Consider the following 24,204-nt stretch of genomic DNA (forward strand, 5'->3'; position numbering starts at 1 on the left):
TTGGATGATCTTTAGACTTAAGTTGGTCATGTTCATGCCAAATTATTTCCAATGCATCAGACTAAAAAGACGCATGAAAACTGGCAGCCAATTCATTCTTCAATAGATAAGTATTTTGATGCCTATGAAGGTTATATCTCATCTCATGATGCTAAAAAGGTAGATGATCAAATATTGGCACAATTGGCTGAAGAAATTCGTTCAATAGGATCATGAAAAATAAAAAGCCCTCCTTGATAAAAGAAGGGCTGATAAATCTTGGATAGCTTATTTCAATAACGCTTTCAAAAACTTACCCGTATGTGACGCTTTGACTTTCACGACTTCTTCAGGTGTACCTTCCGCGACAATCATACCGCCACCAGAACCGCCTTCAGGGCCAAGGTCTACGACCCAGTCTGCGGTTTTAATTACATCCAGGTTGTGCTCAATCACCACAATGGTATTACCTTTGTCACGTAGCTGATGCAGGATATCCAGCAGTTTGGCAATATCATGGAAATGCAGACCCGTGGTCGGTTCATCCAGAATATACAGGGTTTGACCGGTATCGCGTTTGGCCAGCTCACGCGCCAGTTTGACCCGCTGTGCTTCACCACCAGAAAGAGTGGTCGCAGACTGACCCAGACGGATATAACCCAAACCTACCTGATGCAATGTTTCCAGACGACGGTGAATGACGGGAATGGCATCGAAGAAATGCATGGCATCCTCAACGGTCATCTGCAACACATCGGAAATATTCTTGCCCTTATAGTTCACTTCCAGCGTTTCACGGTTATAACGTTTGCCATGACAGGCATCGCAAGGCACATACATATCCGGCAGGAAATGCATCGCCACCTTGATCATGCCGTCGCCTTCACAGGCTTCACAGCGACCACCTTTCACGTTAAACGAGAAACGACCCGCGGCATAACCACGTGCTTTGGCTTCCGGAGTTTGTGAAAACAGTTCACGAATCGGGGTAAATAAACCGGTATAAGTGGCCGGATTGGAACGTGGGGTTCGTCCAATCGGACTCTGGTCAATATCGACGACTTTGTCGAGGAACTGCAAGCCATCAATCGATTCAAACTTTTCCGATGTTAAAGTGGTTGCACCATTCAGTTGGGTCGCCGCCAAAGGTAACAATGTCCGGTTAATCAAGGTCGATTTACCCGAACCCGATACCCCGGTAACACAAGTCATAATGCCCAAAGGAATGGTCAGATCGACTTTTTTCAGGTTATGCCCAGATGCACCCATCAGCTTGATCTGTTCTTCAGGTTTAGGTGGCTGAATCCGTTTTTTCGGCACTTCAATTTTTAACTTGCCAGACAAATATTGTCCGGTCAGCGAGTCAGGATTGGCCAGAATTTCATCATAAGTCCCTTCAGCAATCACATGTCCACCATGTACACCTGCACCCGGGCCAATATCAATAATATGATCGGCGGCACGAATTGCATCTTCATCATGCTCGACCACCAAGACGGTATTGCCCAAGTCTCGCAGACGGATCAGGGTTTGCAGCAGACGGTCATTGTCACGCTGATGCAGACCAATTGAGGGTTCATCCAGCACATACATCACGCCCATCAGGCCGGCACCAATCTGGGAAGCCAGACGAATACGCTGTGCTTCACCGCCCGACAATGTTTCGGCAGAACGCGACAGGCTGAGATAATTCAGACCGACTGAGACCAGGAAGTGCAGACGTTCACGGATTTCCTTGAAAATCTTGTCGGCGATTTCTCCGCGTGCGCCTTCTAGGTTAATGTCCTGATAATAGCTTTCGGCATCACCAATCGACATGCGGGTAATGTCGGCAATGGTCTTGTCCAGAATTTTCACATTCCGCGAGATTTCATTCAGCCGTGAACCATCACAGGCATCACAGGCAGCATTGGACAGATACTGCGCCAGATCATCACGCACATAATTACTTTCAGTTTCACGGTAGCGGCGTTCCAGATGCGGCAAAATCCCTTCAAACGGAATCACCCGATTATGACGACGGCCACGCTCATCGATATAACTTAGATCAATTTTTTCTTTGCCGGTGCCGTACAGGAATTTTTTCTTGGTGTCGGCATCCAGTTCATTCCACGGCGTTTCTAAAGAAAAACCAAAATGCTCGGCGACTTTCTGGATCATGCCGTAATAATAAGGACGCTGACGGTCCCAGCCACGAATCGCACCCTGACTGACACTGACTTCAGGATTGGGAATCAGTTTATCGGCACTAAAATGACTGCGGGTGCCGAGACCATCACAGACCGGACAGGCACCAAAAGGGTTATTGAACGAGAATAAACGCGGTTCCAGTTCTGCGACAGCGCGGTCACATTCCGGGCAGGAATGCTTGGCAGAAAATACCCGATCATCATGTTCATCCTTCATCCAGGATAAAATCGCAATATCGCCACCGAGGCGCAGTGCAGTTTCAAAACTTTCTGCAATACGGTTGCCCAGATCATCACGGACTTTAAAGCGGTCGACCACGACTTCAATGGTATGTTTTTTCTTTTTGTCCAGTTCTGGTGGCGGATCAATTTCCATAATCTCGCCATCGACGCGGGCACGGACAAAACCTTGACTCTGTAACTGCTCAAATAAGGCGGTATATTCACCTTTACGCTCACGCACCACCGGGGCAAGCAGCATCAAGGCTGTGCCTTCTTCCAGCACTTTGACTGCATCGACCATTTCCGTGACGGTTTGTGCCACCATCGGCAGGTCATGTTCTGGACAGAAGGGCGTACCGACACGTGCATACAGCAGACGTAAGTAGTCATAAATTTCGGTAATGGTACCCACGGTAGAACGCGGGTTATGGCTGGTCGATTTCTGTTCAATCGCGATGGCTGGACTGAGACCTTCAATCGAATCGACTTCCGGTTTTTCCATTTGTGAAAGGAACTGGCGTGCATAGGCAGACAGCGATTCCACATATCTGCGTTGACCTTCGGCATATAAGGTATCAAAGGCAAGCGAGGACTTACCTGAACCAGACAGTCCCGTAATCACCACAAACTTGTCGCGTGGTATATCAAGGTTCACATTTTTCAGGTTATGGGTACGTGCGCCTCGAATACGGATGTGGCTTTGGCTCATGCAAGGATCCTAGAATATTCATCAAAAACCCTTATATGATACCGGATGAAAAATGTTCAAGTGCAAATAAAAGTATTTTAAACGTCAAGTTATGTCGGTGATTGGTCAATTCATCACAATACCGAGAAATATCACAGTAGATCGCTTCACTGTTCAGAATGACTAGACGTGAGGGAAGTTCTTAACAAGCCGCTGCATAGCGGCGTTCAAAGATCGATTCAACATCCTCAAAGCAGGTGTCACGTGGTATATCATGATGCAGACGTGCATAGAAATTAACTTCATTTTCCAGAATTTGCAAAAAGCCCTCATAGTCTTGTTCGAAAAAATCCAGGTCGAGCAAATCATTACGACGGGCCTGATGACAGCGGTACTTTTCAATAAATTTCAGCAGATGTTTCTGGATATGCGTGTTGGTATGGTAAATCAGGTAAGTTGCTGCTGAACCACAATCCAGACAGCCCTGTTCCAGATAAATTTCTTCATTATTCAACCAGCAACATTGCACCGTAAAAAATGCCCGAATCGCCTCGGTACCTAAAGTGTCCATATCTGATGCCTCTTTCTGGGACTAAACTATTAAATGATAATTATTCTCATTTATTATGCGGCAATGTGTGGCGAATAGCTATAGCTAAATACCAAATAAATCATTACAGTAATCTTTAAATAATTTATCAATATCTTTAACTCTAAACTTATTTCGAATTGCCTTGACTCGCGACCACATATTTTCTATTGGATTTAAATCTGGACTATATCTAGGAAACCACACAATGTAATGGCCTGCACAACGTACCAACTCCTGAAGTCTTTTCCCTTTGTGAAAGGTCGCATTGTCCATAATCAAAACACTGCTTTCTTTCAACTTAGGTAATAAATCCTGTTCAATCCAACATTCAAATACTTCTGTGTTCACTGAAAAATTAAACACACCAACTGTCAGTAATCTATTTTCAATGATTGCACCGATCGCATTACTGCAATTCTTCAACTGCCAGTTAAATTTACCTTCAGCACGTGTTCCTTGAAGGCTATAACTATGGGTTCTGGTACTTTCACTTTGAAAACCACTTTCATCTATGTAAATCAGAGGCAATTTCCCTTCTAAACACTCTATGAGATTTTGAAATTGCTGACGTTGATTTTGATCTGCTTTAGGATGCTTTAACGTCTTTTTTTACGCGATATTCCTGCGGCATGTAACGCATTAAATACCGCATGAGTGCTTACTCCTAAACGTTCAGCTCGCTCATACTGATAATCATCAGGATATTGTTCAACATCCTTCAATATTTGCTCTCTGCTAATTTTAGCTGGACGGCCAGGAATAGGTTTGTTTGTAGTGGACTTTTTCCAGTTCTGAATCGTCTGTATACAGATGTTAAAATGCTGTGCTGCTTTTCGCACAGACATTTCATCTCGAATCATAATTTCTATGACTTTGTCTTTAAAATCTTTTGAATATCCCATATCTCTATTGTTCTATAGTTTTTAGGATTTGGCTATAGGTTTAGCTTACTCGCCACTCAGCAGTTTTGTTGTTCTTTTCCCAGACTAAGCCGTTTTTATGATCAATTGATGACAATAGATCCGATTTTAATCGATAAGATAAAGAAGCCCAATCTTCAACAGTAATACTGATCAGTTAAGGCGTTTAGAAATAGACTCTTTAATTTTTTAGTCATCCACGACGGAGTCTTAAGGTTTTAAATTAAAAAACCTGTAAATCAGTTGTTACTTTGGTTTTGCCCAGTGGGTGACTTTTCCAGCTATTAAATATAATTATGAATTTAAAAAAGAAAATGCCAGTCAATTTCTTAACTGACTGGCATTTCGGTCTTAAACAGGACTTTTTTTGTGCATCTTATTGGTCCAGACCAGGCCACTGGCGTTGCTCAAAGGCGCTGTCCCAGAATAACCATTCCAGACGGGCCGCATGCGTATAAGCTTGGTGCATTTTTTCCAGCGTATCGGCATCAACGCGCGCCGCAACACGGTCAATGGTCGCAATTACATTACGCACAGCCGTGTGGAATTCTTCGCCTGAATAGGTATCCACCCAGGCCTGATAAGGATTATTCAGTGCAGAATTATCGACTATATCTTTGCCGACTTCTGCATAAATCCAGAAACATGGCAGTAACGAGGCCAGCACCACCGGGTAGCTTTCTGACCAGGCAGTTGAAGTGAGATAAGAGGTATAATGATGGCAAGCCAGCGTCAGAGGAGTAGTTTCGAACTGGTCTTTGCTAATGCCAAAATCCTGCATAAAACCGTCATGCAGGCTACGCTCCACCACAATCGCAATTTTGGCGGCTTCAGCAAACTGAATCACATCATCTGCCTCAAATGCTTTGGCGGCACAGACTGCCAGTGCACGGCCATAGGCCAGTAAATAATGTGCATCCTGAATCACATAATGACTAAAGGCCTCACGGCTTAATGTGCCTTGTGCCAGTTGCTGATTAAAGGGCAGAGCCAGGGTCTTCTGATAAAGCCCTAGATTACGTTGCCATAGCTCTTGTGAAAAACTCATGCGGAAATCCTTCGCAGTTCAAGTTAAACCATGCAGCACTATAGCAAAGATCGGGCTGTTTAAAAGAACGGCAGATTTTAGAAACAGAAAGTAAGCTAAAACAGCTCAGGAAGTGCTTTGGTTTATGCGCTAAAAGTTTCATAATTAGCCCAACTTTTTCCATTCATATTGCTGTCCTCTGGTCGCAATATATTTATTTAATTTATCCAAGGTCGTTGTGTATGTTGAAACATTTTGGTTTCTCAATTGTATTTACGATCGTGTGTCTTGGTTTGTCTGCATATTGGGGCTATACCCACGGGCCTGAAGCAGGCTTAAAGACCATGTTTACGGTACTGACCATTACAGCCATTCTTGCTGTTATGGAAGTGTCGTTATCGTTTGATAATGCTGTGGTCAATGCCTCGGTACTACGTCATTGGGATCATTTCTGGAAAATGCTGTTCCTGACCGTGGGGATTTTGATTGCTGTTTTCGGTATGCGTCTGATTTTCCCGATCGTGATTGTGGCGGTAACGGCAGATATGGGCTTTGTTGAAGTGATTCAACTGGCATTGAATGATCCGAAAGAATATTCCGCACGTTTAATGGAACATCATCCGGAAATTGCGGCATTTGGTGGCGCATTCTTGTTAATGGTGTTCTTAAACTTCTTCTTAGATAATGAAAAAGACACCCACTGGTTCCGTCTGATTGAACGCCGTTTGGCAAATTTAGCCAGCGTCCCGGCTTTGTCGGTATTCGTGGCATTGGTGGCTTTGCTGATTATGGCAGCCAATGTCGACGAAGCGAAGCGTCTGGTGGTGACCATGGCAGGGATCTGGGGTATCGTGATTTATATTGGTGTTCAGGTCTTGAGCCATTTACTCGGTGGCGAGCCAGAAATTGATGAACATGGTAATGCCGTTGGTCATGACAGCAATGGCGCTCCAACAGGTGTCGTCAAAGCGGGTATTGGTGGTTTCCTGTATCTGGAAGTCCTCGATGCCTCTTTCAGTTTTGACGGCGTGATTGGTGCCTTTGCGATTACTTCAGATGTTGTCGTGATCATGCTCGGTCTGGCCATTGGTGCGATCTTTGTCCGTTCGATTACGATTTATCTGGTCGAAAAAGGCACTTTAGATGCTTATATCTACCTGGAGCATGGTGCGCACTACGCGATTGGTGCACTGGCATTTATTATGATTGCCAGCGGTACAGGTTTACATGTTCCTGAAGTGGTGACCGGTTTGATCGGTGTGGCATTTATTGTCTGGGCGGTTATCGCATCCATTCAGTACAAAAAACGTCAGGCAGCTCTGGGTCAATAAGTCCATTTGACTGAAATGGCAGTATAAAAAGCGTAGCTCCGGCTGCGCTTTTTTTATTTTTAGATCAGCATCATCTTTATTTCAAATAAAATTCATGTCTTCTTCATGAGCTGAATGTCCTATAATCTGGGCTCCAGATTAATTAACCCAATCGCCATAATTTATGATGAATGCTTTAGAACGTCGTTCAACCTTTGCCCTGAGCAGTATTTTTGCACTGCGCATGTTGGGGTTGTTTATGATTATCCCGGTGTTTTCTGTGGCAGGGCAGGCCTATGACGATGCAACGCCTGCACTGATCGGTTTGGCGGTCGGGGTCTATGGTTTGACTCAGGCCTTATTACAGATACCATTTAGCCTGATTGCAGACCGCTACAGCCGTAAGCCTTTGATTGTTTTAGGACTGCTGCTGTTTGCCTTGGGTGGTGCGATTGCAGCCATGTCTGACAGCATTTATGGCGTGATTATCGGTCGTGCCATTGCCGGCGGTGGCGCAGTATCCGCTGTCGTCATGGCCTTACTGGCCGATGTCACGCGTGAAGAAAACCGCATGAAAGCCATGGCAATCATGGGCATGAGTATTGGTCTGTCTTTTGTGGTGGCATTTAGTCTCGGGCCTTGGCTGACAGGTCTGGTTGGCATTTCGGGATTGTTCTGGGTCACCACGGTGATGGGATTGGCTGCCATTGCGATGCTGTTTATGGTGCCTAAAGTCACGCGGCATCATAAAAACTTTCAACAGGGTTATCTGACCCAACTGAAACAGGTGCTCCAGATTGGCGATCTGAATCGTCTGCATGTATCTGTGTTTACCCTGCATTTATTGCTCACAGCCATGTTTATTTATGTGCCTTCGCAGCTGATCGAGTTTGCAGATCTGCCACTTTCTAGTCATGGTTTGGTCTATTTACCCCTGTTGGTGCTAAGTCTGTTCTTTGCTTTTCCGAGTATTATTCTGGCAGAAAAATACCACAAAATGCGCGCGATTTTTCTGGTGGCGATTAGCGGTATTATTCTGGGTTTAATGGTGATGGTCTTTGGTTTTGAATCCAAATATATCTTGCTCATTGGCCTGGGTCTGTTCTTTATTGCCTTTAATGTGATGGAGGCCTTATTGCCTTCCTGGCTGTCTAAAGCTGCGCCAATCCAGTCTAAAGCGACGGCAATGGGCGTGAATGCTAGCAGCCAGTTTTTGGGTGCCTTCTTTGGGGGAATGATCGGTGGTCAATTGTTGCTGCTCAATAATACCTCGATGGGCTGGAGTATCCTGACCGGGATTGCGATTGTTTGGCTGCTGATGAGTTTCGGGCTAGCTCAGCCACGCTATCTTTCATCACTGGTGCTGCGTTTGCCGGAAAGCAGACAAACTGACGAATGGACTTCTCAGCTTTTGGCGATTCGTGGTATTGAAGAAGTCGTGGTGATGGCTGAACAGCAAGTTGCCTATATAAAAGTCGATAAACAGCAGATTGATGATGCTTCGCGACAACAATTAACGCACTTGTTAGGTAAAGAGGTAGCCATTTAAGCATAACTCTTATAAAGTAAAATACAGAAATATATAGGAAGTAAACAGCAAATGCGTGGTGTAAATAAAGTCATTTTAGTGGGTACTTTGGGTAAAGATCCGGAAACCAAAACTTTTGCAAATGGTGGTTCTCTCACTCAATTTTCGATTGCTACCAGCGATTCGTGGACAGATAAAAGTACCGGTGAACGTAAAGAACAAACGGAATGGCACCGTATCGTGTTGCATAACCGTTTAGGCGAAATTGCGCAGCAATATCTGCGTAAAGGCTCTAAAGTATATATTGAAGGTTCATTACGTACCCGTCAGTGGACTGATCAAAATGGTCAGGAGCGCTATACAACGGAAATCCGTGGTGATCAAATGCAGATGCTGGACTCGAATCGTTCACAAGGCGAGCAGGGCGACAACAGTTTTAACCAGCCACGTTTTAATAACAATAATCAGGCAAGTAACAACCAAAGTGGCGGTTATGGCAATAATCCCCAGTCGGGTTATGGTTCAGCGCCGCAGCAAGGTGGTTTCAATAACAATCAGGGTGGTGGTTATGGCAACAATAATCCGAGTGGTTTTGCGCCGAAATCTGCACCTGCACCAACAGCAGCGCCTGCAGCTGATTTAGATGATGATCTTCCGTTTTAACTTATCAAAACGGTAAATCTTCATCCAAGACCCACCTGAATCCGGTGGGTTTTTTTATGTCTTGAATTTGCTTTGTTTAGTTTTGATAGAGCTCAGAGCTTTATCATTGCTAACCTAAGTTGCAAAAAATTATATTTTAACTGCTCGGCTTATGTTCCAAATTCTAGGCTCCATATTGAGCAAATCAATCAGATCAGTAATCCTCATAGAAATCTTAAATCTAAAAAAACGATTATTTTTATAAAAACTTACGGTTTTACCTATTTAAGAAATTTTCGTATTCTATCTTCATCGAATGAATAATCTCACCAATATACGAGGAAAGGTCTCATGAGTTTAATCAATACTGAAATCAAACCATTCAACGCCACTGCTTACCACAAGGGTCAATTTGTGGAAGTGTCCGAGCAGGACATGAAAGGTAAATGGTCGGTTGTATTCTTCTATCCTGCTGACTTTACTTTTGTTTGTCCAACTGAATTAGGCGATCTTGCTGATCAATATACTGAATTCCAGAAAATGGGCGTAGAAATTTATGGTGTATCAACCGATACGCACTTCACCCATAAAGCTTGGCACGATACCTCTGACGTAATTGGTAAAATCCAGTACCCAATGATCGGCGATCCAACCTGGACTTTGGCGAAAAACTTTGAAGTATTGATTGAAGCTGAAGGTCTGGCAGATCGTGGTACTTTCGTGATCGATCCAGAAGGTAAAATCCAGATCGTTGAAATCAATGCTGGTGGTATTGGTCGTGATGCAGCTGAACTGCTTCGCAAAGTGAAAGCAGCGCAATATGTACACGCTCACCCAGGTGAAGTATGTCCTGCGAAATGGAAAGAAGGCGAAGCGACTCTTGCTCCTTCAATTGACTTAGTGGGTAAAATCTAATTCGCTCACTTGCTTTCGAAGCAAAAAATCCAGCACTCAGTGCTGGATTTTTTTATTGGCTGCTCAGCATGACAGCGCAATTTAAATGGTATAGCCCTGATGACCTTCTGCCCGGGCACGTAAGCCTTCGACCAGATGCTCAATCAGTTTTTCCATCACCAGACGCTGACCTTTGCGTGAGGCATAGACCAGTTGTACGGTTCCCATATTGGAACACCAGTCTGGCAGCAGATGGATCAGGCGACCAGCTTTGAGATCTGCTTCTACGGTTAACAAGGGTAGATCGGCAATACCCAGGCCATCCAGGGCAGAATAGTATACGCCGGCCAGATCGTTGCTTTTGATGCGGGGTTCTAGGGGGATATCCATCTGTTCATGACTGTCGATACGATGCAGATGCCATTGATAGTGGTTTTTCTGCGTGCCTAAAACGATGGTCGGAAAGTCATTGATCTCAGTGGGGTAGTGTATCGAACGGCCTTGCAACAGCTCCGGACTGGCAACCAGACAATGCGTGGTTTTAATCACATCGCGAACGACAATGCTGGAATCTTCATTGGCTTCAAAGTTGGTGCGGATCGCCAGGTCAATCTCATCATGCAGCACATCGACACGCCGGCTGGTAATTTCCATTTCTACCTGAACCTTGGGATAAGTCTTGAGGAATTCATTCAGCAGGCTGCGGATCTGGTAGCGCATCATCACCGAAGGACAACTCAGCTTGACCAGGCCTTGTGGTTCACTTTTCTGCTTGAGCAAGACATTACGGGCACATTCCACCTGTTGAATCAGCTTTTCGCATTCCTCAAAAAATTCCTGGCCCAGTGAGGTCACCTTAAAATGTCGGGTTGAGCGTTGAATCAGGATGACATTGAAACGGGCTTCCAGCTCTAAAATACGTCGGCTGAGTTTGGACTTGGTGATTCCGGAGATGTCACTGGCTGCACTAAAGCCGCCATGCTTGACCACCAGATAAAAATAATAATAATCATCAAAAGAATGCACCTTTCACCTCAATCGCCCTGCGTTCATACAATGCCCATCATAGGGGAAATCCGGGCCAGGCTAAACTGTTTCCAAGCCAGATTAATTTAATTGTTCCAACAAAAAGCGACCCGAAGGCCGCTTATTTTAGAGATGTGTATGGTTTATTTCTGTGCAGTATTCTGGCTATAGCTATTCATCAGGTTGCGGTAGTCAGGAATATGATTGCTGAATAAGCTGCCGAGACCTTCGATATCATTACGCCAGTCACGGTGCAGTTCACAAGCCAGACCAAACCAGGTCATCAGCTGTGCACCAGCCTGTGACATGCGGTTCCATGCAGCATCACGTGTCAGGTGATTAAAGGTACCAGATGCATCTGTCACGATGAATACGTCAAATTCTTCTTCAAGTGCAGACAGCGCCGGGAAGGCAACGCACACTTCAGTCACCACGCCAGCAATGATCAACTGTTTTTTACCCGTGGCTTTTACCGCTTTAACAAAATCTTCATTATCCCAGGCATTAATTTGCCCTGGACGAGCAATATAAGGTGCGTCCGGGAATAGCTCTTTCAGCTCAGGAACCAACGGACCATTTGGGCCTTGTTCGAAGCTGGTGGTCAAAATGGTCGGTAAATTGAAATATTTTGCTGCTGCCGCAAGCGCCAATACATTATTTTTGAATTTATCTGGGTCAATATCACGAACCAGTGACAACAAACCAGTCTGATGGTCTACAAGTAATACGGCTGCATTGTCTTTGTCTAAACGTACATAAGGTTTTGCCATTTCTCTGTTCCTCTCTATAAAATTAGCATCCTGTCTTGGATCAAACCCAGGCTGTTCCGGGACGTGGTGATTTTTATATTAGAGCTAAAAACAGGACAAAATAAGCCCAAATTCTGGGATAAATAATCTTAAAAATAGGATAATTAAAAATTTAGACCAAAATTTTAGTTTATTTGTGTTGAATTCGGGAAGTTAAAGCAGAGATTGTCTTATATATAAGATACTGTATTCCAGCTTAGGACTATCAGCGCATCTTGGCCTGGCATAAAATGGCTGCATGTTCATCCTATCGTAATAGGAGTTAAAAGATGAAAAAAGTAATTGGTGTTTACCGTAATCAAAACATGCATTGGGTCGGTGATGGCTTTCCGGTCAAAAATCTGTTTTCCTATGACCGTTTAGGTCAGGCGATCAGTCCGTTTTTGTTGCTGGATTATGCTGCGCCCTATCATTTTGATCCGACGACTGTACAACATGGCGTGGGTTCACATCCACATCGCGGTTTTGAAACAGTGACGTTAGCCTATCAGGGGGCAGTGACGCATCAAGATTCAAGTGGCGGTGGCGGCACGATTCAGGCAGGTGATGTGCAGTGGATGACCGCAGGCTCAGGTGTAGTCCATGAAGAATTTCATTCTCCAGATTTTGCCAAATATGGCGGTCTCTTTGAAATGGTACAGCTCTGGGTCAATCTGCCGGCCAAAGACAAGATGACCACACCACGTTATCAGGCGATCACTGCGGCAGCTATTCCGCGGATTGAAATGGATGAAGAGGCGGGGCATATCCGGGTGATTGCAGGTGAGTTTGCTGGTCATCAAGGTCCTGCTCATACTTTTAGTCCGATCAATGTCTGGGATGGTGAACTGAAAGCGGAATATGAAACCACATTACATATCCCTGCCGGGCATAATGCACTGTTAGTCGTGCTGAAGGGTGAGCTGGTGGTCAATGCGAGCCAGAAAGTCCTGGACAGCTCAATTATAATGTTTGCCCGTGATGGAGATCCGGCGATTCAGTTGCAAGCCTATCAGGATACCCAGTTTGTGTTACTGACAGGCGAGCCACTCAATGAGCCCATTCAAGGTTATGGCCCGTTTGTAATGAACAGCAAGGAAGAAATTATGCAGGCATTTCAAGAGTTTAATCAGGGTAAATTTGGTGAAATTGCGGTGCAGGCTGAATAGTACACCGAGCGGTTAAACAAAGAAGCCTCTGCTTTCGCAGAGGCTTTTATTTTATAAGGCGCTGTAGTTTCTTGTCGTTTTAAATAATTTACGCATAAACTCATCTTGGTGGAATCTGATGGGTTTATGGTTTTATTATGCTGTGAATCATAGGTTTTTCAAGGGCGTTTGTCAACCAAAGGTTATAAAAATGGTTAATTAAGATGTTTGTTTTTAAAGTGATTTTTCTGGTTATATGGAAAAAATATGAATAAAATCCTGAGTTTGGTGAATTTTGTAACCTGTTCAAAAAAATAGTGAAAAGCAGATTTTATCCCGTCCAATTGCCTTTACGAAAAACATATATTCTGGAAGATTTTAATAACCTGTTTGATTGGCGCATGGTACATAATTTCTGTAGTTTTTCAATGACGGATGATCAGTTTGGATATCGCAGTAATTGGTAGTGGCATGGCCGGACTGGCAACAGCCAGAATTCTCCAGGATGCAGGACATCACATCACGATTTTTGAAGCACTTCCAGGTCGTGGCATGGACAGTCATAGCCTTGAATTTGAAGGGGGGCTAATTGATGCACCTTTACGTGTGATGAATCCTTATCTGTGGAAAAACACCCTGAGTCTGGCCACGTATCTGGGCATTAAAACTTATCCGGTGCGTACCTATATGGCCTGCAGCTGGTTATTTGAAGATAAAACTGAAACCTGGCTGACCACATCGCGTAGCCGTATCGGCAATATTCCAATTATCAATAACCGTAAAGGCTTGCAGCAGTACGGCTGGCGTCTGGTCAAGGGCCTGTTGCAGCTCAAAGTGGCATTAACTAAATTTTTTAAGTCGAAAAATCAGGACATCAGCCTGGCAGAATTTATCAATCGTAACGAGATTGAAGAAGTGTTCTGGCATGGCGCCGTAATGCCGGTACTGTATACCATTTGTACCTGCAATCCGAAAACCATTGGTGAATGGCCGGCGAAACCTTTATTGATTTTCCTGCGTCAATTGACTGATGGCGATGCCTTACTACGCCTGCAAGGCGGAACACCGGCGCTGGTCGACAAACTGGTTGAAGGTATTCATATTGAAGATGGTTCAGCGATTACACTGGTTCAAGAGCAGGGCGATCAGGTCAAAGTTGAAAATGCGGCCGGTTATTCAAAACTGTTTGATCGGGTTATTGTCGCGACGCCAACCACTAAAATTGAGCAATTCTTGGATCCAACCCAGTTTGCCAGTGAAATTGAATTATTGAAGAAATTCAAATTTGAACAGGGTGAACTGGTGATTCATACCGATGCCAGCGTGATGCCGCCAAAACGTAAAGACTGGGCTGTGCTCAGCTATATGATGGATCGTAAGTTTACCCGTCAGCAATTTACAGTGTGGCTCAACTCGATTGAACCTTCTCTGGTCGGCAAGTCGGCAGTGTTCCAGACTTGGCGTCCGGTGACCGAGATTGATCCGAAAAAAGTGATTACCTCGGTCATGCTGACGCGTGCGGTGGTCGATGCCAATACCGTGGCGCTGAACAAGGAATTACAGCAGCGTCATCTGGAAGCCAATCGCAAAGTCTTTTTCTGCGGTTCATGGTCATGTGACGGTTTGCCCATTCTGGAATCGGCTGTGACCTCAGCGATGAAGATTGCGGAAATTTTCGGTGCGCCTTTACCGTTTCAGGGTTTAAAACCTGTGGTCGAGGTTGCTCCGCAACTGGGTTATTAATTGATGCAATGGCTTCAGGCACTGCGTCAGCGCTTTCCTCAGCATAAATATGCAATTCATGCAGCGGCGCTGGGGGATCAGGCGCAATTGCCTTGGAGTAATTTGGGCTATTGGCAGGCAGGACAGCAGGATTATGTTGCTGCCTGTCGCACGCTGGCCGATCAGCTTGCGCAGTGTGTCAATTTGAATTCAAAAGATAAATTACTGGATCTGGGCTGTGGTCAGGGTGCAAGTTTATTGCACTGGCAACAGCACTACCGAGTGCAATATCTGGCCGGTGTCGAAGTACAAGCGGCTTGCGTGGCCACTATTCAGCAACATCTGCCAGAACTGAATGCCATCTATCAGGCCTCGTTTCTGCGTTTAAACGAATTACAATTTTCCCAGCGTTTTGATGTGGTGCTGTGTCTGGATGCAGCTTATCACAGTCCGGTTCCGTTACTTTTGCAACAAATCAGCAGTGTTTTAAAGCCAAATGCACGAATTGGTTTTCATCATCTGGTGTTATCGGAACGTTGGCAAAATTTGAATTCATTTCAAAAGCGTAAATATCAGCTGTTACTGAAATCTGCCGATATAAATTTAAAAGAATTAATGTCTGTTGGTGCACTGTATGCGTGTCTGGATCGTTTTGAATTTAAAAATATTCAGATTCAGGATCTATCCGAGCCGGTATTTTCTGGCTTTGCGGATTATGTACAAAAAATTTTGAATTCAAAACAAGCCGGTCATCATATTCAAGGCTCAGGCTTGGATCATTTTAAAATTCAAATGACAGCAAAGCTATGCCAAAAATTATATCAGGAAGGGATCGTGAGATATGTGCAGGTAACGGCACAATCGAAGAACTAAAACAGCGTAAGAAAACGTCGAAAAATTCAAGTTTGAAAATACCAAGCCCAGAAACATCAAAGCCTCACTAAAAGCGAGGCTAAGATATGGTGCCGGCACACGGATTCGAACTGTGGACCTACTGATTACAAGTCAGTTGCTCTACCAACTGAGCTATGCCGGCATGGTGGAGTGCATTTTACAGAAATTCATTCGCTACGCAAGCCAAAAAACAACCGTTCAAGCTATTTTGGTACGATTTACCGTTTTTCCGGTTCATTCTATCTAAACTGTCTTTTATCGAAAGATCAAGAAAACGCCCATATAGGCAGATATGGGCGAGGGTGAATGTACAGGGTTTGGCATGGGTCAATCGCTTAAAAGGGATTATCGCTTTTTTAGGATCTGGTCTAATTCTTGTGCACATTCCTCTAAAGTAAAGGCCATATCAAACTGCATTTGAGGTTTGAGTTCTTGAGCGAGGCTTCTCCACTGTTCGATGAGTCTCAGAGCTTTTTGAATTTTATGTTTATTGATGTCTTTGGCAATGGTTGGGGTATAACCGCCACGTTTTGCATTTTTGATCTGTTTTGCATAGTTTGCGCTGTTATTCATGTTCGCTCTCCGAATAGCAGTGTATCTATTTAGCTTTAAGTTTAAATGGCTCGATCAATCCTGTATTTCTTTCTATTTTATGGTTTTTATTCTCCTCTCAGCACCTCTGTAGGCAACATAACATAGCTTTGATGACAATAGAATTAAGCTATTTTTATGCCAGTTTTTAAATTGAACCTAGAAAAGCGCGGAAGCTTAAGAAAAATTTAAATATGGTGGAATAATCGTCTTAGAACAGCCATATTCCTTAGGTCATAGTAACTTTAATCATGGTGGTGATGGATTGTTTAATGATTCTAAGCAGATGCGAATTTGAATTTCAGGCAATAAAAAAACCCGAATCATGTGATTCGGGTTTTTAAATTCTGGCGGTGAGAGAGGGATTCGAACCCTCGAAACGCTATAAACGTTTACACACTTTCCAGGCGTGCTCCTTCAGCCACTCGGACACCTCACCATAGGCCGAGGATAATAGCGAAAAAAACCAGCTGTGCCAAGCTGAAACAATTGATTTGCAGAAAAACTTTTAATGCGGTGCTATGATTCGCAAAAATGCTTGTTAAAAAACGAAGACAATATATGCAAAGCACTGCACAAAAGGCAGCTCTCCCGGTGATTACACTGGCTGCGCTTGGGGTCGTTTTCGGAGATATTGGTACCAGTCCGCTCTATGCACTGCGCCAATGCTTCCTCACCGCACATCTCGCCATTAGCGAAGCTTCTGTACTCGGTATCCTGTCCCTGATTTTCTGGTGCATGATGCTTACCATCAGCTTTAAATATGTCATGGTAATCATGCGTGCTGATAACAACGGCGAAGGCGGGATCATGTCACTGTTGGCATTAAACCTGCGTACCACACGAATCTCTGATCAAAAGAAAATATTCCTGATTGCTTTGGGCTTTGTCGGCGCATCGTTATTTTTCGGTGACGGGATTATTACCCCGGCAATCTCCGTGCTCTCAGCCATTGAAGGCCTGAGTATTGCCACACCCATTTTCAATCAGTGGCTGGTGCCTTTATCCATCGGGATTTTGGCCGGGCTGTTTATGGTTCAGCGACACGGCACAGCCACGATGGGCAAGTTTTTTGGACCTTTAACCATGCTCTGGTTTTTGTCGATTGGCGGTTTTGGTTTGTGGAGCATCATCCAGACCCCGTCTGTCCTCTGGATGGTGAATCCGTACTGGGCATATCACTTTGTGGTTGATCAGCCCTACGTGGCTTTCCTGACCATGGGCGCGGTGATTCTGACCATGACCGGAGGGGAAGCAATTTATGCCGATATGGGGCATTTCGGTCGTCTGCCAATTCGTCTGGCCTGGTTTATTATTGTCTTGCCCTGTTTATTGCTGAATTATGCCGGACAGGGCGCATTGTTGTTGCGCAGTCCAGAAGCGCTGGCCAATCCTTTCTATATGCTGCTGCCAGAATGGGCTTTATTCCCGATGATTGGACTGGCCACGGCTGCAGCGGTCATTGCCTCGCAGGCGGTGATTACTGGGGTGTTTTCGATGGTCAATCAGGCCATTCAACTGCGTTATTTACCGCGTCTATCGGTCAAGCATACCTCGGCAGTCGAACGTGGCCAGATTTATCTGCCCTTTATTAACTGGCTGCTGTTTATTTCGGTCTTGATCCTGATTTTACTGTTTGAAAATAGTGCCAATCTGGCCAGTGCTTATGGGGTCGCAGTGACCATGACCATGCTTTGCGGTACCATTTTGATCTCGATTCTGGCTTATGGTTTATGGCGTTGGCCGGTCTGGAAAGTGGCATTGTTTGCTGTGCCATTTTTGGCTCTGGATTTGGTCTTTGTAGCCTCAACTTCTTTAAAAATCACCTCGGGTGGCTGGGTGCCGATTCTGATTGGTGCCGTGCTGTTTATCATTTTGATGACCTGGAAAGATGGACGCGCTTTGGTTTTGAAGCGTCTGGAACAGGATGCCTTGCCGATTGATCTGTTTATTAAAAGTATCTCAATGGGGGAAGGTACCAAATATGTGCCAGGTGAGGCCATTTTCCTGACAGGTACACCGAATATTGTCCCGCATGCCATGCTGCATAATATCAAGCACAACAAAGTCTTGCATGAACGTAATATTATGCTCACGGTCATTACCCGTGATGTTCCCTTTGTAGCTAAGCAAGATCGGGTTGAACTGGAACAATTGAGTGAGCATTTTTATCGGGTATTTATCTATTATGGTTTTAAGGATCAGCCCAATATTCCAGTAGCTTTACAACAGGCTTATCGAAAATGGGATTTTGAATATGATCTGATGCAGATCAGTTTCTTTATTTCACGTGAACGGATTATGCATACTGTGGGTGAGGGTATGGCACCGTGGCGGGAAAAACTGTTTATTTCCATGCAGCGCAATACCAGTCCGGTCAGTGATTTCTATCAGATTCCACCCAACCGTGTGGTCGAGCTGGGCACCCAGATTCAGATGTAAATAAAATTAAAAAGCATAAAAAAACCAGAGGCACACTCTGGTTTTTTTATGGGAGACACACTGAATAACTGAGCTTCGGATTATTGCTCAAGTTCTATGGCAGCCGGCACTTCAGGTGCAGCATTCAAAGGCTGTTCCATCAGCACTGGTTCTGCATCGGCTTGAGCTGCAATTTCAGTTTGTGCATTCATATTGGCTTCAACTACAGCGGCTTGCTGTTGCTCTTCAGACATTGCTGGTACAGCTGCTTGTTGTTCTTCCAGTGCTTGTTGTGGTTGAGGCGTCGTCATAGACGTGCTGGCTTCTACTTCTGATTCAGTGGCTGGTTCAACCAGATTGGCCGGCACCTCTGCTTCATTCATACCTGGTTCTGTGACAGGTGGTTGAGGAGAAACAGTACCTGAATTTGGTGCCTGAGTCATTGCTGGATCATTGGGCATTGGTGCTTGTGTGTTTGGCATGGCTGGTTGCGGTGCTGCTGCACGCGGATCGACCAGACGGATCTGACCAGAATTCACCAAGCTTTCTAAAGAGGCTTCCTGACCATTCACCTTGGTACTAATTTTAGCTTTAGACAAGCTTTCAAGTGTTTCACCTGGTTGAACTGGTGGCTCGGCAAATGCCGCTACGCTCATCACACTTGTGAATAATCCTAAACCTAATGCTTTAGAGAGTTTGGAATTCATGATTGACACCATTGCTAATAATTTTACGAATTGAGATAGGCCGTTAGCTTTACATACTCAATCCACTGGGCCAAACAAAGCTACGCAAACACCGAGAAACCTCATTTAAAAAGAAATAAAATTAGACAGTTTGTTACAACTAGCCGGGGTTTTAGATACTTATTGTTTATTTAGTAAACGAATGGCGGGGTCAAGATATACTTCATATACACAGCTTGTTAAGCTCGGGAAAAATCGGTATTGATCTAAAAAGTACGTGTAATAATGGCCAAGAAGCAGCGTAAATCCAAGAACTCTCTTTTTCAGTTTTTAAGTAAAAATAGTACTAAAGTCATTCTGGGTGTGGTGGCTTCGAGTAGTTTTGCCATCGCCTTTGGTCAGGAAAAAATCAGTCAATGGGTGTCTCTGCCATCTTCATCCGATTCCGCCTGTCTGACACAGTTTTATCGTGATGTTCCGCCGTATCTGATGAAAGACAGCCTGAAAAAAGACAGTTATTCACTGTGCTTTAATGGCTTTAACGTTGGTTATTCCGGTGTTTCGAAAACCCCACTTTGGGTGGCTGAAGCACTCACACCGGCACGCTTAAGCCAGAAAATTCCGCGTCAAGATAATTTTCATGAAGAGACCCAGCTCAAACCTGCGCATCGGGCGACGTTGGCGGATTATCGTGGTTCCGGTTATGATCGCGGGCATATGGCGCCAAATGCGGATATGCCCAATAAGGCTGCACAGTCGGACAGTTTCTCACTGGCCAATATGGTGCCGCAAGCACCGAAAAACAATCAGCAGGTCTGGCGTGAACTGGAAGAAGCGACCCGTGCCATTGTAACCAAACAGAAGCAGGATGCTTATGTTGTTACCGGGCCGGTATTTGCGGCGAAAAAACTAAAAACCATTGGTAATGGCGTGATTGTACCGACGGCGGTGTATAAGGCAGTTTACCTGCCGAAAACCGGTGCGATTGGTGCTTATTATGCGCCGAATGATAATTCGCTCAAAGTGCGTATTGTTAGTGTCTGTTATCTGGAGGAACAGCTCGGAATTAACCTGTTCCCACAATTGACCGAAGAGCAGAAGCGCAATACCTATCGTTTGCCATTGACGGCCAAGGCGGTTAAAGCCAATCAGAAAATCGAATATTCTAACTGGGATGCAGAAAGCCAGTGTGCGGAAGACGTCTCTAAAGAAAACTTGCAGGCACTGCAACGTGAGTTTAAATCTTCAGGTTCAAATACCTCGACGTCCTCAGCGACTGGTGGTGCAATCGATAACGACACCCAAAATACGATTATAAAACAGCTGATAGATGCGCTATTGCAATATATTTTGCAGTTATTGAAATAAACTTGCTGAAAAAAGTGGGATTCGAGTAGCATCGATCTCACCCATTATTGAAAATAACAAAGACAGGTGGAGAGGATATGTTTAAAGCATTTGAAAATGGCAGTGAATCCCATGCCATTCATGATCTGACCTTGGAAAATGATCTGGATTGTGTCAGCCTGTATGGAAACTTGCAGATCACCAAGGATCAGGAAGGTCTTAAGGCTGCCAAGGTTTTGCAGGCTTTTGTAAATGATGTGGTGCAGCAACTGGAAAATACTGTAGATCTGCCAGAAAAGCTGCAGCGGGATGATCTGGACGAAATTGAAAATCCATTTTTATAAGATTTTTTCATTTGTTGGAGAATGTTCCATCTGGAACCAGACACAAAGCCCAATATTCCTATTGGGCTTTTTACTGTTTTTAGTCTCAGCATTGCAGCGTCTCAAGCTGTCTGAGCCAAAGATTCTAAGCGCCATTGTTGTGGCGTCAGCTGGGTCCATTGCTTAAATGCCCGCTGAAATGCACTCTGCTCGGAGTAACCAAGCAGCATGGAAATTTCCTGTAAGCTTAAATGCGGATCTTTCAGATATTGCATTGCCATCATAGAGCGGATTTCCTGCATGCATTGCTGATAGGTTTTACCCTGCTTTTGCAAATGTCGTTGTAACTGACGGACAGAGAATTTTATTTGCTGGGCAATATGTTCAATCTGGAACTGGTTTTTTTGCAGGCCCACCAGAATCGCCTGCTGTAACTGCTGGTCAACTTGGGTGGAATTGGGGGATTTTTCCAGTAAAGCTTCAGCTTGTTGTTTCAGAAGCTTTTGTAGGGTCTGATCACCCTGTTTTAAAGGCGTAGACAGCTCGCTGACCGGCATCAGGACTTGAGTCTTGGCTTGACCGAAACGAACCTTGCAGCGGAAATACTGTTCATACAATGCTATATTTTTGGGTGTTGGATGCTGAAAATGCACTTCATGCAGATGCAGATGATTATTATCCAGAATATTCGATTTAATAAATTCGATCATGAGTGCAATCGCGATTTCATCGGTCAGTTGCGTACTCATCTTAAAAGGAACCTCACCCCAGGCAATCGAAAGATGATCTCCTTGCCCCTGGATTTGTAGCGGGCTACCATCATAGATCAGGCGATGGTAGTCATGATAGCGCATGAAGGCTTCACCCAGCGTGTCACTGGAAAGTGCCAGATAACCGATAATCCCGAGATGTTTAGTCTCGACCAGTTGCGCAATTTCCAGGCCCAAAGCCGGGCGCTGCAGCTGTTGATCAAGTGTCGTCAGCAGATCACGCCACAGAGTAAAATCAAAGCGTTCCAGATTTTGAATGGCCAATAATTTCTCAGGGACTTCGAGCTGTTTCAGCTGATAATAGTCCAAAAGTAAATGTCCTAAACCACCGTATATCGAGCCTACGTAGTTTTTTAGAACCAGCATTTTTTAATTCTTTTATTTTGTCGTATTTTGTCAATCATATTGAATATTTTGGTCAATATCTAGTTTTTTACTTAGCCTATATTGAAAAATAGACCAAGAGGTAAAAGATCATGTGGAAAGGTTTTCTGGCAGGACTCGTCGTTGCCAATGGATTTGAATGGTTTGCGCATAAATATGTGTTACATGGAATTCACCGCCAAGGACAGAGCCGCTATAGTCCGGTTCCAGAAAGCATGTGTTCGCATTGGGAACATCACCGCATTGTGCGTAAAACGGAATTTTCCGATTTCGGTTATGTAGAAGGACTGAACAACTGGCGTACCCGCAATGAAATTGCTTCTCTTGCCGTGGTTGCTACAGTCTTTGGATTGACGTTTTATCCTTTTTCCAAAGGGATGACGCTGGCCGTATTATATAGTGCAGGCAATTATTATTATCGGCATCGTCGTGCCCATCTGGAGCCAGAATGGGCCAAAAAAAAGCTGCCTTGGCATTATGATCATCACATGAATAGTAATCAGGATGCCAACTGGTGTGTGACCAAACCCTGGTTCGACTATCTGCTGGGTACCCGGGTGATTTCCTCCGCAGATTTACAGGAGCAGAACCCTTTAGGTATGGTATTGCCTGCACCGATCTCGAAAAAACTGAACTATTGGGCAGACCGTTATTTTCCAGCCAAGTGGGCAGAAACTCCGGCTAAAATTGCTAAAAATCCTGCGACCAATCACTTAAATAGGCCATTAAATCGCTAAAACCCGGTTCTTGTCGTGATTTGTCAATAAAATGCAGATGTATTGTCAATATTGTCCTTTTGATTTGGCCTATATTCACGGTTGTTGGTGAGTGAAGCCACATACTTATATGTTTTAGGTGTAATGAATTATTTTGAATACCAAGCGCTGTGGTCTAATCTTGGTTTTTACAGGGAGTCGCGAGACTCCTTTTTTTTATTTAATTTTTACTTTTGAATATCGGTCAAAATAGAGCGATCTTGTTCATCCTCATACTGGGGTGAATATTGAAAGAAAATAACGTCCTTTATATTTAAGCTGCTCAGCACTGGAAAGCTTCGCCTTGTCCGGCGGCTATTGATCAATAACAATCCCTAAACATCATTTTGAACATACCAGCCCTTTTCTATTAACTCTTTCTTGTCGTGTTTGCTGTTCTACTTTAATCCACAGAACGATGGATATACTTTTTCAAAGCAGTCATCATTAGAGCAAATCCGGATGTGCCACAGATGATGAGAGTATTTTCCAAATGATTTATTGCCTAGGCTTATCCTGTAGAAATAAAAAAGAGCATCGTTGTGATGCTCTTTTTTAAATACCAATTCGTTTTTGAATTAAAGGCGCATTTCAATGCCTTGCGCTGCCATATAGGCTTTGGCTTCAGGAATGGTATGTTGACCAAAGTGGAAAATTGACGCTGCCAATACTGCATCAGCACCGCCATGAATAATCCCGTCCGCCAGATGTTGTAAATTTCCTACACCGCCAGAGGCAATAGTCGGTACAGTGACGCGGTCATTGATAGCACGCATCAGGGCGATGTCATAACCGGCTTTGGTGCCGTCGGCATCCATTGAGGTAATCAGGAGTTCACCTGCGCCGTAATTGGCCATTTGTTCTGCCCATTCCAAGGCATCAATGCCGGTCGGTTTGCGGCCGCCGTGGGTGAAAATTTCCCATTTATCTTCGCCGGTTTTTTTGGCATCAATGGCGACCACGATACATTGTGCGCCAAAACGTTGTGATGCTTCCTGGACAAATTCCGGATTAAATACTGCTGCCGAGTTGATGCTGACTTTATCTGCACCAGCATTGAGTAGCAAACGGATATCTTCGACTTTACGCACACCGCCACCGACCGTCAGGGGGACGAAAACCGATTCAGCCATACGTTCTACAGTACGGTAAGTGGTGTCGCGTCCATGATGTGTAGCGGTAATATCAAGGAAAGTAATTTCATCGGCACCTTGTTCGTTATAACGACGTGCGACCTCAACTGGGTCACCTGCATCACGAATATCAAGGAATTGAACACCCTTGACCACACGACCATTATCAACGTCGAGGCAAGGAATAATACGTTTAGCTAGCATAAATTTTTCCAATTATTACAG

General features: G+C 44.4%; 23 protein-coding genes and 2 tRNA genes. 12 read left to right on the top strand and 13 right to left on the bottom strand.

Annotated features, from left to right (window positions below; translation table 11 throughout):
* Positions 1-51: 51 nt before the first annotated feature.
* Entirely contained in the window at positions 52-216 is a 165-nt protein-coding gene (locus FTU95_RS06965) for a hypothetical protein (protein ID WP_005095105.1), read from the top strand.
* A gap of 51 nt (positions 217-267) precedes the next feature.
* On the opposite strand, the gene uvrA is transcribed toward FTU95_RS06965, so the two are convergent.
* The 5 genes from uvrA to tenA all read right to left on the bottom strand — a co-directional run bounded on the left by uvrA (position 268) and on the right by tenA (position 5,638).
* The gene (gene uvrA, locus FTU95_RS06970) at positions 268-3,099 is read right to left on the bottom strand and encodes an excinuclease ABC subunit UvrA (RefSeq protein ID WP_180077987.1); all 2,832 of its coding nucleotides are present in this window, start codon (positions 3,097-3,099) and stop codon (positions 268-270) included.
* A gap of 181 nt (positions 3,100-3,280) precedes the next feature.
* Complete coding sequence (locus FTU95_RS06975; protein WP_005095110.1) at positions 3,281-3,649, bottom strand: hypothetical protein; 369 nt, start codon at positions 3,647-3,649, stop codon at positions 3,281-3,283.
* 84 nt (positions 3,650-3,733) lie between these two features.
* A complete protein-coding gene (locus FTU95_RS06980) occupies positions 3,734-4,219 on the bottom strand; it encodes a transposase (RefSeq protein WP_373688065.1) in 486 nt (161 codons plus the stop codon).
* 47 nt (positions 4,220-4,266) lie between these two features.
* Positions 4,267-4,572, bottom strand: a complete 306-nt coding sequence (locus tag FTU95_RS06985) for an IS630 transposase-related protein (RefSeq protein ID WP_087547287.1) — start codon at positions 4,570-4,572, stop codon at positions 4,267-4,269.
* Between the two features lie 394 nt (positions 4,573-4,966).
* Positions 4,967-5,638, bottom strand: coding sequence for a thiaminase II (gene tenA, locus FTU95_RS06990; RefSeq protein WP_180077989.1), 672 nt, complete (start codon positions 5,636-5,638; stop codon positions 4,967-4,969).
* 221 nt (positions 5,639-5,859) lie between these two features.
* Between tenA and FTU95_RS06995 the strand changes: the two genes are divergently transcribed.
* From FTU95_RS06995 to ahpC, 4 genes are all read left to right on the top strand, one after another.
* Positions 5,860-6,948, top strand: a complete 1,089-nt coding sequence (locus FTU95_RS06995; RefSeq protein WP_005095114.1) for a DUF475 domain-containing protein — start codon at positions 5,860-5,862, stop codon at positions 6,946-6,948.
* 163 nt (positions 6,949-7,111) lie between these two features.
* Entirely contained in the window at positions 7,112-8,476 is a 1,365-nt protein-coding gene (locus FTU95_RS07000; protein WP_034608840.1) for an MFS transporter, read from the top strand.
* Positions 8,477-8,527: 51 nt separating this feature from the next.
* Positions 8,528-9,118 (top strand): single-stranded DNA-binding protein, encoded by a 591-nt coding sequence (gene ssb / locus FTU95_RS07005; RefSeq protein ID WP_005095120.1) that lies wholly within the window; start codon positions 8,528-8,530, stop codon positions 9,116-9,118.
* Positions 9,119-9,448: 330 nt separating this feature from the next.
* The gene (gene ahpC / locus FTU95_RS07010; RefSeq protein ID WP_005173184.1) at positions 9,449-10,012 is read left to right on the top strand and encodes an alkyl hydroperoxide reductase subunit C; all 564 of its coding nucleotides are present in this window, start codon (positions 9,449-9,451) and stop codon (positions 10,010-10,012) included.
* A gap of 81 nt (positions 10,013-10,093) precedes the next feature.
* On the opposite strand, the gene FTU95_RS07015 is transcribed toward ahpC, so the two are convergent.
* Together FTU95_RS07015 and ycaC are read right to left on the bottom strand one after the other, a co-directional pair.
* Positions 10,094-11,017, bottom strand: coding sequence for a LysR substrate-binding domain-containing protein (locus FTU95_RS07015; protein ID WP_100354913.1), 924 nt, complete (start codon positions 11,015-11,017; stop codon positions 10,094-10,096).
* A 143-nt stretch (positions 11,018-11,160) separates the two neighbouring features.
* Positions 11,161-11,787: an isochorismate family cysteine hydrolase YcaC gene (gene ycaC, locus FTU95_RS07020; RefSeq protein WP_005095149.1), complete on the bottom strand. Its 627-nt coding sequence runs from the start codon at positions 11,785-11,787 to the stop codon at positions 11,161-11,163.
* Positions 11,788-12,095: 308 nt separating this feature from the next.
* Between ycaC and FTU95_RS07025 the strand changes: the two genes are divergently transcribed.
* The 3 genes from FTU95_RS07025 (at position 12,096) to FTU95_RS07035 (ending at position 15,548) form a co-directional block, all read left to right on the top strand.
* Positions 12,096-12,974, top strand: a complete 879-nt coding sequence (locus tag FTU95_RS07025) for a pirin family protein (RefSeq protein ID WP_180077991.1) — start codon at positions 12,096-12,098, stop codon at positions 12,972-12,974.
* 414 nt (positions 12,975-13,388) lie between these two features.
* Positions 13,389-14,696, top strand: coding sequence for an FAD-dependent oxidoreductase (locus FTU95_RS07030; RefSeq protein WP_005173177.1), 1,308 nt, complete (start codon positions 13,389-13,391; stop codon positions 14,694-14,696).
* A gap of 3 nt (positions 14,697-14,699) precedes the next feature.
* Positions 14,700-15,548, top strand: a complete 849-nt coding sequence (locus tag FTU95_RS07035) for a cyclopropane-fatty-acyl-phospholipid synthase family protein (protein WP_180077993.1) — start codon at positions 14,700-14,702, stop codon at positions 15,546-15,548.
* An 87-nt stretch (positions 15,549-15,635) separates the two neighbouring features.
* Here FTU95_RS07035 and FTU95_RS07040 read toward each other — a convergent pair.
* From FTU95_RS07040 to FTU95_RS07050, 3 genes are all read right to left on the bottom strand, one after another.
* A tRNA-Thr gene (locus FTU95_RS07040) sits at positions 15,636-15,711 on the bottom strand.
* 203 nt (positions 15,712-15,914) lie between these two features.
* Complete coding sequence (locus tag FTU95_RS07045; RefSeq protein WP_005095157.1) at positions 15,915-16,142, bottom strand: hypothetical protein; 228 nt, start codon at positions 16,140-16,142, stop codon at positions 15,915-15,917.
* Positions 16,143-16,508: 366 nt separating this feature from the next.
* Positions 16,509-16,599, bottom strand: a tRNA-Ser gene (locus FTU95_RS07050).
* A gap of 122 nt (positions 16,600-16,721) precedes the next feature.
* Between FTU95_RS07050 and FTU95_RS07055 the strand changes: the two genes are divergently transcribed.
* Positions 16,722-18,602: a potassium transporter Kup gene (locus FTU95_RS07055; protein WP_180077995.1), complete on the top strand. Its 1,881-nt coding sequence runs from the start codon at positions 16,722-16,724 to the stop codon at positions 18,600-18,602.
* An 80-nt stretch (positions 18,603-18,682) separates the two neighbouring features.
* On the opposite strand, the gene FTU95_RS07060 is transcribed toward FTU95_RS07055, so the two are convergent.
* Positions 18,683-19,288 (bottom strand): hypothetical protein, encoded by a 606-nt coding sequence (locus FTU95_RS07060; protein WP_180077997.1) that lies wholly within the window; start codon positions 19,286-19,288, stop codon positions 18,683-18,685.
* A 264-nt stretch (positions 19,289-19,552) separates the two neighbouring features.
* Between FTU95_RS07060 and FTU95_RS07065 the strand changes: the two genes are divergently transcribed.
* Both FTU95_RS07065 and FTU95_RS07070 read left to right on the top strand, forming a co-directional pair.
* The gene (locus tag FTU95_RS07065; RefSeq protein ID WP_074383897.1) at positions 19,553-20,635 is read left to right on the top strand and encodes a DNA/RNA non-specific endonuclease; all 1,083 of its coding nucleotides are present in this window, start codon (positions 19,553-19,555) and stop codon (positions 20,633-20,635) included.
* Positions 20,636-20,712: 77 nt separating this feature from the next.
* Entirely contained in the window at positions 20,713-20,958 is a 246-nt protein-coding gene (locus FTU95_RS07070) for a hypothetical protein (RefSeq protein WP_005095167.1), read from the top strand.
* A gap of 101 nt (positions 20,959-21,059) precedes the next feature.
* Here the strand turns inward: FTU95_RS07070 and FTU95_RS07075 are convergent, their stop codons facing one another.
* Positions 21,060-22,073, bottom strand: a complete 1,014-nt coding sequence (locus tag FTU95_RS07075; protein ID WP_180077999.1) for an AraC family transcriptional regulator — start codon at positions 22,071-22,073, stop codon at positions 21,060-21,062.
* A 110-nt stretch (positions 22,074-22,183) separates the two neighbouring features.
* On the opposite strand from FTU95_RS07075, the gene FTU95_RS07080 reads away from it, so the two are divergent.
* Positions 22,184-22,828, top strand: a complete 645-nt coding sequence (locus FTU95_RS07080) for a hypothetical protein (protein ID WP_074383899.1) — start codon at positions 22,184-22,186, stop codon at positions 22,826-22,828.
* A gap of 596 nt (positions 22,829-23,424) precedes the next feature.
* Here the strand turns inward: FTU95_RS07080 and hisF are convergent.
* Positions 23,425-24,183 (bottom strand): imidazole glycerol phosphate synthase subunit HisF, encoded by a 759-nt coding sequence (gene hisF, locus FTU95_RS07085; RefSeq protein ID WP_005095173.1) that lies wholly within the window; start codon positions 24,181-24,183, stop codon positions 23,425-23,427.
* Between the last annotated feature and the right edge of the window lie 21 nt (positions 24,184-24,204).

It is taken from the genome of Acinetobacter sp. YH12208 (assembly GCF_013418055.1).
Lineage (GTDB): Bacteria > Pseudomonadota > Gammaproteobacteria > Pseudomonadales > Moraxellaceae > Acinetobacter > Acinetobacter pseudolwoffii.

Bases quoted from the DNA above. Each gene is read 5' to 3' on its own strand.
- FTU95_RS06965 (WP_005095105.1), top strand. From the start codon at position 52: ATGCATCAGACTAAAAAGACGCATGAAAACTGGCAGCCAATTCATTCT.
- uvrA (WP_180077987.1), bottom strand. From the start codon at position 3,099: ATGAGCCAAAGCCACATCCGTATTCGAGGCGCACGTACCCATAACCTG.
- FTU95_RS06975 (WP_005095110.1), bottom strand. From the start codon at position 3,649: ATGGACACTTTAGGTACCGAGGCGATTCGGGCATTTTTTACGGTGCAA.
- FTU95_RS06985 (WP_087547287.1), bottom strand. From the start codon at position 4,572: ATGGGATATTCAAAAGATTTTAAAGACAAAGTCATAGAAATTATGATT.
- tenA (WP_180077989.1), bottom strand. From the start codon at position 5,638: ATGAGTTTTTCACAAGAGCTATGGCAACGTAATCTAGGGCTTTATCAG.
- FTU95_RS06995 (WP_005095114.1), top strand. From the start codon at position 5,860: ATGTTGAAACATTTTGGTTTCTCAATTGTATTTACGATCGTGTGTCTT.
- FTU95_RS07000 (WP_034608840.1), top strand. From the start codon at position 7,112: ATGATGAATGCTTTAGAACGTCGTTCAACCTTTGCCCTGAGCAGTATT.
- ssb (WP_005095120.1), top strand. From the start codon at position 8,528: ATGCGTGGTGTAAATAAAGTCATTTTAGTGGGTACTTTGGGTAAAGAT.
- ahpC (WP_005173184.1), top strand. From the start codon at position 9,449: ATGAGTTTAATCAATACTGAAATCAAACCATTCAACGCCACTGCTTAC.
- ycaC (WP_005095149.1), bottom strand. From the start codon at position 11,787: ATGGCAAAACCTTATGTACGTTTAGACAAAGACAATGCAGCCGTATTA.
- FTU95_RS07025 (WP_180077991.1), top strand. From the start codon at position 12,096: ATGAAAAAAGTAATTGGTGTTTACCGTAATCAAAACATGCATTGGGTC.
- FTU95_RS07030 (WP_005173177.1), top strand. From the start codon at position 13,389: ATGATCAGTTTGGATATCGCAGTAATTGGTAGTGGCATGGCCGGACTG.
- FTU95_RS07035 (WP_180077993.1), top strand. From the start codon at position 14,700: ATGCAATGGCTTCAGGCACTGCGTCAGCGCTTTCCTCAGCATAAATAT.
- FTU95_RS07045 (WP_005095157.1), bottom strand. From the start codon at position 16,142: ATGAATAACAGCGCAAACTATGCAAAACAGATCAAAAATGCAAAACGT.
- FTU95_RS07055 (WP_180077995.1), top strand. From the start codon at position 16,722: ATGCAAAGCACTGCACAAAAGGCAGCTCTCCCGGTGATTACACTGGCT.
- FTU95_RS07060 (WP_180077997.1), bottom strand. From the start codon at position 19,288: ATGAATTCCAAACTCTCTAAAGCATTAGGTTTAGGATTATTCACAAGT.
- FTU95_RS07065 (WP_074383897.1), top strand. From the start codon at position 19,553: ATGGCCAAGAAGCAGCGTAAATCCAAGAACTCTCTTTTTCAGTTTTTA.
- FTU95_RS07070 (WP_005095167.1), top strand. From the start codon at position 20,713: ATGTTTAAAGCATTTGAAAATGGCAGTGAATCCCATGCCATTCATGAT.
- FTU95_RS07075 (WP_180077999.1), bottom strand. From the start codon at position 22,073: ATGCTGGTTCTAAAAAACTACGTAGGCTCGATATACGGTGGTTTAGGA.
- FTU95_RS07080 (WP_074383899.1), top strand. From the start codon at position 22,184: ATGTGGAAAGGTTTTCTGGCAGGACTCGTCGTTGCCAATGGATTTGAA.
- hisF (WP_005095173.1), bottom strand. From the start codon at position 24,183: ATGCTAGCTAAACGTATTATTCCTTGCCTCGACGTTGATAATGGTCGT.